We start from the raw sequence: 13,501 nt of genomic DNA on the forward strand, positions 1-13,501 counted from the left end.
TATAGAATAAAAAGTTGATGCTAATAACACGATTAGAGCAAGCAGGCCTAACCATAGAGATGCTAGGTAATAAAAGACGGTTGCTGTGCCAGATGAAACAGAAAATAGTCCACAATCATAACCGCATGTTTCCATTCTATATGCCGCAAACGTGAACATAACTAGTAAACATATAAGAGCGATTAGACTAATAACCTTTATTTTTCTTAGCATTCAAAACTCCATTTTCACAGCTAAGCACATAACAATTTAATAGTGCGCAAATCGCGTATATTTCTACCACACAACTGCTCACTTTTCTTATTGCTACGTTTTTACCAAATTAGCTAACCTTTTGCTAGTTAACAAGGTATTTTAAAATTGGTAAAGTGGTCATGCGCAAATTGCTCATTTTTCTGAATATAGGGGAAAGTTGTAAATTCTGAATATAAAAACTATATCAAAAGAAAATGTTCGCCATTTCCTCAAAGCAGACCTTTAGAGCATTTAAATTAACTTGTTTTTGGCAGAACGAGTTACACCCCAAGTTCAGTTAATAGAAGACAACCAAGAATACAGACGACTCTGCACTTCACCTATAAAATCACCAAATTATAAAACAACCCTCCTCGCAGCTTGACTAATTATTATACTCCTATAAGTTGTAAATATAATAATTAAGTAGAAGGATTTACTCATGCCTGGTGCATTCGCACATATTACGGCGGCTAATTTAGCAACTGATAACAATGCTCTTTCAAGGATGAGCATTCCAAATCAAGCCAAGTTAATTTTAAGTACGAATCAAAAGTATATTGAGCTTGGTTGCGTGTCTCCTGATTATCCTTATCTTGCCTTAGGTAATGCAGCACAAAACAAGTGGGCTGATTTAATGCATTATCAAAACACAGGTGATGTTATTAAGGAAGCCATAAAGTATTGTAAAAACCTTGAGGGACGGGCGAAAGAAAAATGCTTTGCATGGCTGTGTGGCTATATGTCGCATGTTGCTGCTGATATAACGATACACCCTGTGGTCGAGCTTAAAGTAGGACCGTACGAGCATAATCAGGCTGAACACAGACAATGTGAGATGAATCAAGATTCGTTTATTTGGTCGCGATTAAATCTAGGCGAAATTGGCTTTGCCGACCGCGTTGAGTTAAATATTGGCTCATGCACCAATCAAGAGAATTGTCTTGATGATGATATAAAGCAAATTTGGCAGTACATATTAACTAGTACACACACTGAATATGCCCAAGTAACAGAACCCAACTTTGATGCATGGCATGGTGGTTTTCAATTAGTAGTAAATAACGCAGAGGAAGGATACAGACTGTTTCCTTGGGCTAGGCATGTTGCCGCTGACAACGGCCTTCTTTACCCTCGTGAGGATGAAGTTGACAGTAGCTTTATAGAAGACCTCGCAACCCCTAATGGTCCAATGCACTATAATGACGTGTTTGATTTAGCCGTTAAAAATATTAAATACTTTATATCCATCATCGCTAACGATATTTTTAATGATGAAGAATGCACTCAACTTTGCAACTGGAATTTGGATACGGGTAAAGATGAACACGGACACTTAACAGCGTGGAATATTTAAAATGCGATATATAATTCTCATCACAGCAATTGTTTTATCAGCAGGTTGCGCGAGTTCAGCAAATACTTACAACCCTGAAGAAATGGCAGATCTTGCATCGCAATTAAAAGATATTTCTGCCGCAGTGGATGGAACACTAAAGTTTAGCTCAGAGTCATATACTGACCCACAAAAATTACTATTAACGGCGATCCGAGGCGATAAAAGCAGGCTTACGCCATTTAAAAATTATCAGTTAAAAGTTGTTATTCAAGAGCAAGATGCCGCTTTACTGCTTTGCCAAGATGAGCGGCTACTTATCGAAGATATCGGTTGCACAGCCAAATCAGACATACAACATTGGCAGTCGAGTACGCCTCTTGCTTGTGAAGCGACAGTTACTTTTAGTCAACTGTGCGCGAGTCATTAACTTTCTAAATGCTGATTTGATATTCCTTTAATGTTTTAACCACAATTAATTATTGGAATATCAGACCACCTAGTTGTGTAATGCGGTGATAAAAATGCGCGGCGCATATTCCATTTCTGCGTTAAACACTCACTGCCTGATTGTAAAGCACCTGTTCCGTACCGACTATTAATTAAATCAACACAGTCCATAAGTACTTGCTTAGACTGCTTTTCAGTAAATAAGTCTAGCTGCTTATTTGCCGAGCATTCCAACTCAATTGCCCCGACTCCACAGCGATAAAAATGCACATTCTCTTTGTATATTTTTTCTAATATTAATGAGGCTGCTTTTGTGATTTCGAGTGTATCTGCTGTAGCAGCAGGAAAATCAAATATTATAGACTTTTTATAATACTCATTATCATGTGGTGAGCTGGCAGCAAATACCACAATACGCTTTGTTATAGAGCCCTGCCTTCTTAGTTTTCGACCAACAATTGCTGCGTGCGCACTTAATGCGGCTCTTAATGTGTTGATATCTGTAACTCGCTCACCAAAACTACGTGTAGAAAACACCTCTTTTTTACCTTGCTTCACTTCATCCCAATTTAAACAAGCCACACCATTTAATTCACTCACCGTTCGCTCAACAACAACACTAAATAACCTACGCATTTTTTTGGGGCTTTGATCTGCAAGTTGCAGTGCTGTTTCTATTCCCATCAGTTTAAATTTTTTTGCTAAACGAGAGCCGACTCCCCATACATGCCTTACATCCATTTGACTGAGTATTTGTTTACGTGAAGTCTCGTCATTGATAACAGCCACACCTTTAAAACCTGGTAGTTTTTTAGCCGCATAATTTGCAGCTTTAGCTAATGTTGGCGTTGTGCCAAACCCGATCCCAACAGGCAAGCTTGTTTCTCGCCATACGGTGCGCCTTATTTGCTGACCATAAGCATGCCAATCAGTAATCAGGCTACTAAACCCTGTAAATTTTAAAAATGACTCATCTATCGAGTAAACATGGTGCGTATCGCTAAACCGGCTTATCACTGTCATCATACGCTCACTTAAATCGGCATATAATTCATAGTTTGATGAACGCACCACTACATTATTTTTAGCTAAAAAATTTTTAACTTTAAAATAAGGTGCAAAGTTTGGAATATTTAGCTTTCTAGCGATTGGGCAAACGGCGCAAATACAGCCATCGTTGTTCGTTAGGACAACAACCGGTTTATAGCGGATGGAGGGATCAAACACTTTCTCTGCGCTTGCGTAAAAAGCGGCGGCATCAACTAGCGCATACATAAGGAGCTTACGCTTTTGTTATTTTTAAATGTTCGTATGCAAGCAGTTACAACTCCCTCAACTTTAAACTGGTCGTCTTCATAAATTGATACGGGCTTATATAAGTCTGAGGCTGATAATAATTGCCGTTTATTGGTATCAATAATCTTGCACACAAAGCTGCCATTGTAAGTGGCAACAATAATGTCGCCATTTTGGATAGCCACGCTCCTATCAACGATTAATAAGTCTTTATCAAAGATTTTTGCATCTACCATTGAGTGACCTGATGCTAAACCTATAAAGGTTGCATGGGGATGTTTAATAAGCAGCTCATCAAGCGACAAGCCAAGTTCTTTGTACTCTGCCGCAGGCGACTCAAAACCCGTAATACCTGCTTCAATATAGATAGGAATAACAAACATACATAACCACAAATACTGTACATAAATACAGTATAGGTTAGATAAAATAATTAGGAAAGTGGAATTTTATAAGCCTAAAAGCAAGATTCTGTAACTTACTTATAAATCAAACTTTTCTTTAGCAGCAAGTATTGCCTGTTCAATGAATATGTTTTTAACGGGTTTAGAAATGAACATGTCCATACCCGCTTGTTTACATGCTGCTTTATCATCAGCAGAGGTATTTGCCGTTAAGGCTACAATATAGGTTTTATCCGTAGGACATATAGCAAGTTCTCTTAATTGGCGCGTTGCTTCAAGGCCATCCAACAATGGCATAACACAGTCCATAAAAATTAAGTTATAGTGTTTTTGCTTACATTTATTAATTGCATCGACGCCGTCACAGGCAAAATCAGCGGATAAACCCATTTTTTCTAGAAAGGCCGAAAGCACGAAACGGTTGATTTGGTTATCATCAACAACCAGTATCGATAAGGCTAATGACGATAAATCAACATCACTGCCACTATGGTTACTTTGATTTTGTGGCGTGCCTTTTTGCAAAGGTAATCGAATATCAAAACAGCTCCCTTTTTGATATTCACTTGACACATTAATTGTGCCACCCATGTAATCAATTAACTCTTTTATAATAGCAAGCCCGAGCCCTGTGCCTCCTTTTTTACGCTCTTTATTTACTTCTTGCGTGAACGGGGAAAACAGTGATTTCATAAAGGTTTCTGTCATACCAACCCCTGTATCACTTACTTGTAAGTGAAGTACAACAGTATCTTGCTCTGAGGTTGTGGTAGCTTTAATGCTAATATGACCGTCATCGGTAAACTTAAGTGCATTACTCAATAGATTTGAAACTATTTGAGTTATTCGCGTGTTGTCGCAAAACGTCCAGCATTCATCATCAATATTAATGTCTGTATCAAACCGAAGCTGTTTTTGTTCAAACAACGGGGTATATAACGACACTAAATCAATAAAAATGGTTTTCAGTAAGAAGTGACTTGGCTCTAACTGTAACTCGCCATGATTTATTTTTGTGAAATCCAGTACTTCATTAATAATATTCAATAAAATATCAGCACTGCGCAATGCTACTTTTAACTTTTCTTCACGCTTTTGTTCTGACCTTTCATAGAGTAAGGTTGTCAGCATCCCTGTAATACCATTAAGAGGGGTTCTTAATTCATGACTTATTTTTGCAAGCAGGATACTGCGGTCTTTTAATGTGCGTTCAGCGTCGGCCTTTTGCTGTTTTAGCTCTTCGCGTAGTAGCACTTCCTTAGTGATATCTTGGAATGTACCAATTAGGCGAATACATTGCCCATTATTAAACTCAGCCTCACCAAAGGTCGACACCCAAATTGTTTTACCTTTCGCTGTTACAAGCTCAACTTCGTTTTGCCAATCAACTCCATGCTCTATCGCATCTGACACGGCTTTTTCAATCGCGCGTCGACTTTCACCTTGCTTATAAAAATTAATCGCTGTCTCTATGTTTGGCGTATAATCTTCTGCTACTTCATGAATTATGCGTGTTTGTTTACTCCAATAAATACGATTGGTTGTTAAATCAAATTCCCAAGAGCCGATTTTGGCAACATCTTCAACTTGAGCCAGCATGTAATTCTTTTTGATAAGCTTTTGAGCATTATTATTTCGCGCAAATTCACTACCCAGCCATTGAGCAAAAAGTTCAACATAGTCATGCGCTTCATTTGTAAAAGGTGCTGATGGCTGGGGAGCAGAAAAATTAACCGTACCCACAACCTGACTTCCCACATAAATAGGCGCACCAATATAAGACTCTAATTGAAAATTAATATAACAAGGGTGCGCTGCGATATGTGTTTTTGACGCATGATAAAATGATAACGCTTTATTAGCCTTAAGTGTATGTAAGCAGTATGTATTTTCTAAATCAAATTGAGTACCCACTGCAATTTCATTATTGGGAGACACCACATGTAATACAGTATAAACCTGTTCACGGACTTCACTCACAATAGCAAAATCGAGGGCAAAAACATCTAAACCAAATCGTAAGATGTGCTGAACTTTATCTTCAAAACAAAGAGTCTGATCAGAAACAATATCATGAAATCGACGTAAAAAGTTCAACCTAACTCCCTAGGTAATAATTCTGGATTTATTTTGATAACAGCATACCAATAAATAGAAAAACACACATCAAATCAATCAAAAATACTTAATTTTTATAATTAAAAGTCACTAAATCTCTTTTTGTTCATCACCTAGGTGCCTTTTTATCCTTCAGCTAAACTTTTATTGGCGTTATTCCCTACCATCATCAATACTTTATCATTAACTAAGCTCATTTCATCTTATTATGGCTTATTGATGTCACTAAAACTAAAGCTAACTCTGTTACTCTCATCACTGTTTTTAGTGTTATTACTAAATACTTCCATCGTGTTTTATCTCGATCAAGAAGGCCGCTCAAAACTTAACGCTGTTACTCGCACCCACTTAATTATTGATGAATCGGAGCTACTGTATAATGATGTAATTAGTGCTGAAACAGGCCAGCGTGGCTATTTACTCACCCATGATGCAAGTTACCTTGCTCCCTATTATTCTGGAATAAAAGAAAGCCAATCTCGACTATCTGAACTTAATAACCTCACTGTAAGTAATAAAAAACAACAACAGCAACTAAGTGATATTCGCTTACTTGTTGAACAAAAATTCGCTGAACTTGCACTAACAATAGAGCTTGCGCAACAAAATACCGATGCCTCAATAAAAAAAGCAATATCCGTCGTTCAAAGTGATCAGGGAAAAATAATAATGGATCAAATAAGTGAAAAAATAAGCACTTTTCAAGATGACGAAAGACAGCGCCTCGATATCGAACGAAAAGAGTTTAGACACAACAGAAAAGTAATCACCTTTATTGTGTCTATCCAGATCCCGCTATTTATTTTGCTTTCTGTTTTGTGTGCTGTGTATATCAGAAATAAGTTGTTTAAACCGCTTAATCTATTAATTACCAATACTGAGAAGCTAGAGCGAGGAGAAAAACCAGATACTACACATTACACTGCCCATGATGAAATTGGCCATTTACTTAAGCGGTTTTACCGAATGAGCAAGATCATTCATAAAAAAACGGCAAAGCTCACCTTTCAGGCTAATCACGATCATTTAACAGGGCTACTTAATCGAACAGAATTAGAGTCACAACTCATTGATGCTATCAATTTATGTACTGAAGATAGTAAAGTTGCTGTTATTTTTATTGATATAAATAAGTTTAAAGAATTAAACGATCATTACGGTCATGCAGTGAGTGATGATATTTTAAAAGAAACGGCAAAGCGGATCAGTTCATCAACCCGTGCAGACGATGATATATACCGCTACGGCGGAGATGAATTTATCGTTATTATGCATAACACAGCCAAAACATCCCATGTTGAAGCGATGATCGCTCATTTAATTGCGCAATTTAAACGACCATTTGAAGTCGCAAATCAGCGTATTGAAGTTTCTTTGAGTATTGGGGTATCAATCGCTCCAGATCATAGTTGTGATGCACTACAATTAATAAAAAATGCTGACACCGCAATGTACAAGGCAAAAACAACAGCTAATAAAACCTATTTTTTCTACCAATCTAACGATGAAAACTGAACGTAAATATGTCTTTTTACGTATAAATTTGCAAAAAACAGACGTGCTATGTATAAAAAACATACACACATATTTATAAAAAGGGTATCGCTATGCATATTTTGTTAACCGGTGGAACGGGATTGATTGGTAAACACTTGTGCCCTTTTTTACTTAATCATCATAAAGTAACTGTACTTAGTCGTAACCCAATTCAGGCAAATGTGCTGCTTACACATCAGGTACATGCTGTACAGACACTCGATGAAGTCGACTTTGAAGACATCGATGCGGTGATAAATTTAGCGGGCGAGCCTATTGTAAATAAACGCTGGAGTGAATTACAAAAGCACACACTTTTTGAGAGTCGAGTCAATCTAACACAGCAAATTAGCAAAGCTATTAATCGCTGTGAGTCACCTCCTCATACTTTTATATCTGGTAGTGCAATTGGTTTTTACGGCCGTCAAAATGATAATCATATTGATGAAGAATTTAATGATATCTACCCTGAGTTTAGTCATGTGCTGTGCCGTGATTGGGAGCATGCAGCTACAAAAGCAGAATCAGAAAAAACACGAGTATGCCTGTTAAGAACCGGCATCGTGCTTGCTAAACAAGGCGGTGCCTTATCAAAAATGCTACCCGCATTCAAGTTTGGCTTAGGTGGGCCACTCGGTCATGGGCAACAAGGTATGTCGTGGATACACATTGATGACATGATCCAACTTATTTTATTTATACTCACACACGAAGACATTCATGGCCCTATTAACGCAACCGCTCCCGACCCTGTGAGTAATAATGTGTTTAGCCAAACCTTAGGCAGTGTACTGTCGCGACCAGCGATGCTTAGAATGCCTGGTTGGGTATTAAAGCTGATGATGGGTGAAATGTCAGACCTACTACTACATGGGCAATTCGTACTGCCCAAAAAAGTGCTCGCACATAATTACCGTTTTCATTATCCAACCCTTAAACCAGCACTGGAAAGTCTAAAATTGTAAGAACTAAATGCGTATTGCCATAACACTATTAATACATAATAATTAATACGTGAACACAGATGTGTGAGTTTAGGATTATATATGGTGCACCTACCCACCATTATTAGTATCTCAATTTTATTGAACCTGATAATTGGTGCTTTTTTACTGTCTTTGTATTTTTTAAGAAAGCAGTCTAGCTATTTGTACTGGGGGAGCTCATGCCTAATTTTTGTGTTAGCGCAAATTACAGCCTCTTTAAGGCTCTTTATAGACCTGCCATTTATCACCCATTACATAGCAGACTTACTCATAATTTCAGCTCCGTTAGCAGCTATTTTGGGTATACATGCGTATACGCAATCCGAAAAACAAAAGTTAAAGTTGTGCGCTTATTTATTGGGCGCTAGTGCAATCGTATTATTACCTTTGTATAGCAACTCAATTAATCAACTTATAACAACAGCAGTGATTGCTGCATGTTTTAGTTATGCGGCTTATGCACTAAGAAAACTCAATGTCGAGCACATTATTCACTTGGTCCTGTTACAGCTATGTTTTGTATTGCATGCTTGCATTATGCTCTTACAGCTAGGGCTATTAGTGATAGATGGGCTTAATATATTTACTTTCGATTTCTCACAAATACTCGCCATCATCTTACTGAGTCACATTGTGATAACCACACTAACGGCGATGATTTGGCCCTTATTAATGTTTTTAGAGTCTGAGCAAATTTTAAGTGACTTGGCCAATAGAGACCCACTAACAGGCTTACTAAACAGACGCGCGTTTTTAACTATTAGCAATAATTATTTAGAACAAGCCAACAATAACTTAACCGAACTCTGTGCACTAATGATCGATATCGACTTTTTTAAAAAAGTGAACGACCAATATGGTCATGATACTGGCGATGAAGCATTAAAATGGGTCGCCAATAAAATTAAATCGCAACTTAGGGAAGGCGATCTTATCGCACGAATTGGAGGCGAAGAATTTGCCGTACTGCTCACTAACACCAGTTTACAAAAAGGCCAAATACTGTCTGAGCGCATACGAGTAGCGATTAATAGTGAAACGTTTATACATCAGCAGCACAAAATAAAGCTATCGATTAGCGTTGGCATAATTACACATAAATCTGGCAGCAATAACATTAACGAATTACTCGCCCAAGCAGACAAAGGGCTTTATAAAGCCAAAAGTAATGGCCGCAACCAAGTAGTCATGATGGCCTTTTAGCTTTATTAATAACCAAGGCTGTCGTTGAGCGTACTTAATTCATTTGTTATCCAAGCTTTATCTAAGCATTGCTCTAGATTTAACTCAGCAAACTTTAAAAAGCTCCTTGCAGCGTGCGATAAATGCCGGTCAGTTCTAACAACAAAATACCAATGACTTGCAATCTGAACATCGGCCACATTGAGGATGCAAAACGAAGTGTCATGCGCAGGTAAAACATGCCGAGAAACAACCCCCAAGCCCATACCCGAGCCAACCGATACACGAATAGCTTCATTACTTGCCATTTGCACAGTGTTACTTAATACAAAGCCCCTACTTTGTAGTTCACTTTCAAATAACATACGCGTAGCAGAACCTGGTTCTCGTAATAAAAAACGCTCCGTTACTAACGCTTTTAGATTTACATTTTTTTGCAAAGCAAGGTGATGGTTTTTTGGCGCAATAAAAACCAATGGATTTTGTAAAAAACGCGCAGCTTTTGCGTGCTCCAACGAAGGCGGATGACTGAAAACATAAATATCATCTTCCCCTCTTTCAAAACGAGCTAACACCTCAGCACGATTACCAATTTCAAGTGGTAATTCAACGTGCGGATGTAAATTACTATAAGGGCCCAAGAGCTTAGGTAGAATATATTGCGCAGTATTCACAATAGCAATCTTGCATTGACCACGCTCCCCCCCTCTGAGCTCGGCTAAGTAGTCTCGGTAATCATCAAAGTGCCCAAACACTTGCTGGCATGTCTGAAAAAGTGCAAAGCCCGCTTCTGTCACATGTATACGCTGTTGGTTAACAACAATTAATGGCTCATTGACTGTTTCTTGCAAGCGTTTTATTTGCTGCGATACCGTAGGTTGCGTTAAGTATAGTTGCCTCGCCGTTTCACTAATAGAGCGTGTTTTAACAACACACATAAACACTTCTAATAAACGAAAAGAGATATGCCTTAGATCCATACATCACCTATAGATAATTACCTATATGATGATATCAACTATTTAATTATTTTCTATATCAATTTTTATCTAGAATAGCGGCGCTTTAACTAAGAGGAGAACAAAGTGCCTGATATTGTTGTAATGTTTTTTGTTTTAGGTGTCACCGCTGGCTTATTAAGGTCGGATTTAAAAATTCCCCAAGCAACCTACGAAACATTGAGTTTATTACTCATGCTTACTATAGGCCTAAAAGGTGGAATGGTATTACATGGCAATTTACATTGGCAATTGCTACCTGAAATGGGCTCTGTACTACTGCTTGGCGCTTGTATTCCGTTACTACTTTTCCCTGTTTTAAAATATGCACTTAATTTATCAATCGCAAATAGCGCAAGTATTGCTGCGCATTACGGCTCAGTAAGTGCCGGAACATTCGCTGTTGCATTGGCCTATGCCGAGTCTAATTCGTTAAATGTAGGTGCAGAAGTAACACTCTATTTAGTGATGCTTGAGTTACCCGCCATCATCGTTGGTTTATTACTTTATCGCCGCTTAGGTAATGACTCTGGGCAAAACTTATCACTTAAAGCCCTATGGCATGAAACTCTCACCAACAAAAGCGTGATATTGCTCGTTGGTGGCGTGATCATTGGGATGATGTACGGCACCCAAGAAGGAAGCCAAGTTACAAGCTTATTAACTAACAGTTTCAAAGTAGTACTGGCGCTATTCTTACTTGAAATGGGTTTAATGGCAGCGCAAACTTTACGCCCAATCCCTTGGCATCAATGGCGATTAGCACTATTCGCTATCATAACCCCTAACCTACTAGGTGCCATAGGTGTTTTTGTCGGCACCGCTTTGCAGTTAGAGCTAGGATCCATTGTTATATTAGGTAGCCTAGTTGCGAGTGCTTCTTACATAGCAGCGCCAGCAGCAATAAAAGCAGCGATCCCAGATGCTGATATCGGCTTAGCAATGCTCAGTTCTTTAGGGGTTACGTTTCCGTTTAATGTACTAGTAGGAATAGGGTTATATCATCAAATAGCATTGTTTATTTCGTAAAAAAGTAAGTTCAATCATCGCTTTATCAATGCGATTTAGTTAAAAGTCGTTTAAGATAGGCAAAAATAAGCAAGGAGCTGCCATGTTCAATTATAAACTCAACACTGAGCAGCAGCGCATAAGCGAGATTTTTCAACGTTTATGTAAGCTATGTGAAGTGAAAAATAATACTGAATTGGAAAACTACTTATCATTAAAATCTGGGTTTTGCGAGCACTGTATTGACAGTGCAACTCCACCCTACGAAGTCATTGATACCGCATGTAAAATGACAGACACAAGTTTTGATTTTGTATTAAATGGTCATAACCAAAATACGATGACGCTGGATGGTGATTTATTACAAGCGGTTAATAATGGCATTATTAAAAGCATTAAAAAGTTATCAACAGCAGGGTTGATAAAAGGTGATAATCAAACACAAGAAGCGCTTAACCAATTAGCAAAAATTCAAGTTAAGCAAATAGAAAACGAAATCAAAATACAAAGCCAGATCAAATAATCTGGCTTTTAATTTCTACCTTTGTATAACTCGTTATAGATATTAGCGATGTTATTTTGCTGATCATAATATCGTTGTAACTCGCCTAACGACATGTCTTTCAGCTCTTTATCTGCCAAATTGCAGCAGCTATCCGCCAATGACAATTGCTCTAAGTCTGGCGACTCACCAATCAGCCCCGCAATTTCGCCTTTGAGCTGCTCAGCTTTATTAAAAAGTTTAATAGCACGGTTTAGGTCTGTTTCATTTTCAGCTTGAATGGTACACCAAACAGCTTCAACAGACTTTGTTCTTATCTGATCTTCAAAAATGCCCTTACGCGAAATTAACCAAATACTGGCAACCAGCATGATGGCTAAAACGGCAATGGCTATGTATATAAGTTCAAGCATTACGGTCCCTCGGTAAACTGAATGTTACTATACACCCAAAGTTAGCTTTCAACATATCAGTAAAAAGCATTATAAATGAAACTAGAAAGCTGATATATAACAAAGTTATCATTTATACATATTTATCTATCAGGGCCAGCTCGGACTGACTAAAACCTTTAGCTTAGTTTTAAGCAAGCGAGGAAAAAGCATCACAATTGCAAGTGAGATACTTACGTATAAGACGATAAAGCTGTAAATGTAATGAACATAGGCATGCTCTTCTTGTATATTTAAAACAACCAATTTAAGCCATAAAATAAGATGAGCAAAGGATAGAAGAGTTGTTAGCTTAATGACACAAAAGAACAAGTTTCCAAACTTGTAACTGAGTTTTGTATGCAAGTAATACAAAAAATAAATACTAAGCACATTAATTAAAGATGCTACGAGGTAAATATGTTGCGTATTTCCTATACTTTTATTTTCTGCTATGAAAATTAGAACGTACTCCATCAAAAGTGAAGTTAGTGCATATTTTACAACTACAGATGCTATTGATAAAAAGTCACTAAAGTGTTCTCTATTTTTAAGTGCTCGATACAATGAAGATGCCAGTGCTAAGACATACATAGTCGCTATAATAGCTTGGAGCGAAATAACTCGATGATCCTCGGTTGCAACTAACAAGTTATTGTACAAATTTTGAATAGATTCAAGCATTTTTCACCCTCTAAACGAATTCAAAGGGTAAAATGAAATGAAGAAAAAAACCAGCAAATTGCTGGTTTATTTATTTTAATTTTCTTTCTTATTTTTTCTAATGATAACAATACCACCTGTACCATTTAATTGGTATTCTTGCTTTTTCTTTCTAATTATTACGATCCCACCAGTACCTTGAAGTTTAGTTGTATCAAAAGACTGTGCAGGTAAAGCAGTTGAAGATAAAGTAGATAGTAATAAAGTAGATAAAGTCATTTTTTTGTTCCTTCATATTTAGGTATAAATAAAGATGCGATTTACTAGCAAATTTTGAGCCATTACATAGTTTTGAAT

Annotated in this window: 14 protein-coding genes; 7 read left to right on the forward strand and 7 right to left on the reverse strand. The window is 37.5% G+C overall.

Features of this window, described 5'->3' with window-relative positions; translation table 11 throughout:
- Positions 1–676 precede the first annotated feature (676 nt).
- The gene (locus LY624_RS09895) at positions 677–1,591 is read left to right on the forward strand and encodes a zinc dependent phospholipase C family protein (RefSeq protein ID WP_130150116.1); all 915 of its coding nucleotides are present in this window, start codon (positions 677–679) and stop codon (positions 1,589–1,591) included.
- A gap of 1 nt (position 1,592) precedes the next feature.
- Positions 1,593–2,000 (forward strand): hypothetical protein, encoded by a 408-nt coding sequence (locus LY624_RS09900; protein ID WP_341802878.1) that lies wholly within the window; start codon positions 1,593–1,595, stop codon positions 1,998–2,000.
- A gap of 35 nt (positions 2,001–2,035) precedes the next feature.
- On the opposite strand, the gene LY624_RS09905 is transcribed toward LY624_RS09900, so the two are convergent.
- The 3 genes from LY624_RS09905 to LY624_RS09915 form a co-directional block, all read right to left on the reverse strand.
- Positions 2,036–3,295: a Y-family DNA polymerase gene (locus LY624_RS09905; protein WP_341802879.1), complete on the reverse strand. Its 1,260-nt coding sequence runs from the start codon at positions 3,293–3,295 to the stop codon at positions 2,036–2,038.
- A complete protein-coding gene (locus LY624_RS09910; protein WP_341802880.1) occupies positions 3,283–3,699 on the reverse strand; it encodes a LexA family protein in 417 nt (138 codons plus the stop codon). Before LY624_RS09910 ends, LY624_RS09905 begins: the two co-directional genes overlap by 13 nt.
- 99 nt (positions 3,700–3,798) lie before the next feature.
- Positions 3,799–5,817, reverse strand: a complete 2,019-nt coding sequence (locus LY624_RS09915) for an ATP-binding protein (protein ID WP_341802881.1) — start codon at positions 5,815–5,817, stop codon at positions 3,799–3,801.
- A 240-nt stretch (positions 5,818–6,057) separates the two neighbouring features.
- On the opposite strand from LY624_RS09915, the gene LY624_RS09920 reads away from it, so the two are divergent.
- From LY624_RS09920 to LY624_RS09930, 3 genes are all read left to right on the forward strand, one after another.
- Positions 6,058–7,353, forward strand: a complete 1,296-nt coding sequence (locus tag LY624_RS09920; protein ID WP_341802882.1) for a diguanylate cyclase domain-containing protein — start codon at positions 6,058–6,060, stop codon at positions 7,351–7,353.
- A gap of 92 nt (positions 7,354–7,445) precedes the next feature.
- Positions 7,446–8,339 (forward strand): TIGR01777 family oxidoreductase, encoded by an 894-nt coding sequence (locus LY624_RS09925; protein ID WP_341802883.1) that lies wholly within the window; start codon positions 7,446–7,448, stop codon positions 8,337–8,339.
- Between the two features lie 81 nt (positions 8,340–8,420).
- Complete coding sequence (locus LY624_RS09930; protein WP_341802884.1) at positions 8,421–9,563, forward strand: sensor domain-containing diguanylate cyclase; 1,143 nt, start codon at positions 8,421–8,423, stop codon at positions 9,561–9,563.
- Between the two features lie 5 nt (positions 9,564–9,568).
- Here the strand turns inward: LY624_RS09930 and LY624_RS09935 are convergent, their stop codons facing one another.
- Positions 9,569–10,522, reverse strand: coding sequence for a LysR family transcriptional regulator (locus LY624_RS09935; protein ID WP_062569331.1), 954 nt, complete (start codon positions 10,520–10,522; stop codon positions 9,569–9,571).
- A 105-nt stretch (positions 10,523–10,627) separates the two neighbouring features.
- On the opposite strand from LY624_RS09935, the gene LY624_RS09940 reads away from it, so the two are divergent.
- Entirely contained in the window at positions 10,628–11,569 is a 942-nt protein-coding gene (locus LY624_RS09940) for a sodium-dependent bicarbonate transport family permease (RefSeq protein ID WP_341802885.1), read from the forward strand.
- An 82-nt stretch (positions 11,570–11,651) separates the two neighbouring features.
- Positions 11,652–12,071: a hypothetical protein gene (locus tag LY624_RS09945; RefSeq protein WP_130150124.1), complete on the forward strand. Its 420-nt coding sequence runs from the start codon at positions 11,652–11,654 to the stop codon at positions 12,069–12,071.
- Between the two features lie 8 nt (positions 12,072–12,079).
- Here the strand turns inward: LY624_RS09945 and LY624_RS09950 are convergent, their stop codons facing one another.
- The 3 genes from LY624_RS09950 to LY624_RS09960 form a co-directional block, all read right to left on the reverse strand.
- Complete coding sequence (locus LY624_RS09950; protein WP_341802886.1) at positions 12,080–12,463, reverse strand: hypothetical protein; 384 nt, start codon at positions 12,461–12,463, stop codon at positions 12,080–12,082.
- A gap of 129 nt (positions 12,464–12,592) precedes the next feature.
- Positions 12,593–13,165 (reverse strand): hypothetical protein, encoded by a 573-nt coding sequence (locus LY624_RS09955; protein ID WP_341802887.1) that lies wholly within the window; start codon positions 13,163–13,165, stop codon positions 12,593–12,595.
- 75 nt (positions 13,166–13,240) lie between these two features.
- Positions 13,241–13,423, reverse strand: coding sequence for a hypothetical protein (locus tag LY624_RS09960; protein ID WP_237114178.1), 183 nt, complete (start codon positions 13,421–13,423; stop codon positions 13,241–13,243).
- Between the last annotated feature and the right edge of the window lie 78 nt (positions 13,424–13,501).

Origin of the sequence: Pseudoalteromonas sp. N1230-9, assembly GCF_032716425.1 — a bacterium.
In the GTDB taxonomy this organism is placed as follows: Bacteria; Pseudomonadota; Gammaproteobacteria; order Enterobacterales; family Alteromonadaceae; genus Pseudoalteromonas.

Coding starts and splice junctions, on each gene's coding strand:
- LY624_RS09895 (WP_130150116.1), top strand. CDS start 677: ATGCCTGGTGCATTCGCACATATTACGGCGGCTAATTTAGCAACTGAT.
- LY624_RS09900 (WP_341802878.1), top strand. CDS start 1,593: ATGCGATATATAATTCTCATCACAGCAATTGTTTTATCAGCAGGTTGC.
- LY624_RS09905 (WP_341802879.1), bottom strand. CDS start 3,295: ATGTATGCGCTAGTTGATGCCGCCGCTTTTTACGCAAGCGCAGAGAAA.
- LY624_RS09910 (WP_341802880.1), bottom strand. CDS start 3,699: ATGTTTGTTATTCCTATCTATATTGAAGCAGGTATTACGGGTTTTGAG.
- LY624_RS09920 (WP_341802882.1), top strand. CDS start 6,058: ATGTCACTAAAACTAAAGCTAACTCTGTTACTCTCATCACTGTTTTTA.
- LY624_RS09925 (WP_341802883.1), top strand. CDS start 7,446: ATGCATATTTTGTTAACCGGTGGAACGGGATTGATTGGTAAACACTTG.
- LY624_RS09930 (WP_341802884.1), top strand. CDS start 8,421: ATGGTGCACCTACCCACCATTATTAGTATCTCAATTTTATTGAACCTG.
- LY624_RS09935 (WP_062569331.1), bottom strand. CDS start 10,522: ATGGATCTAAGGCATATCTCTTTTCGTTTATTAGAAGTGTTTATGTGT.
- LY624_RS09945 (WP_130150124.1), top strand. CDS start 11,652: ATGTTCAATTATAAACTCAACACTGAGCAGCAGCGCATAAGCGAGATT.
- LY624_RS09950 (WP_341802886.1), bottom strand. CDS start 12,463: ATGCTTGAACTTATATACATAGCCATTGCCGTTTTAGCCATCATGCTG.
- LY624_RS09955 (WP_341802887.1), bottom strand. CDS start 13,165: ATGCTTGAATCTATTCAAAATTTGTACAATAACTTGTTAGTTGCAACC.
- LY624_RS09960 (WP_237114178.1), bottom strand. CDS start 13,423: ATGACTTTATCTACTTTATTACTATCTACTTTATCTTCAACTGCTTTA.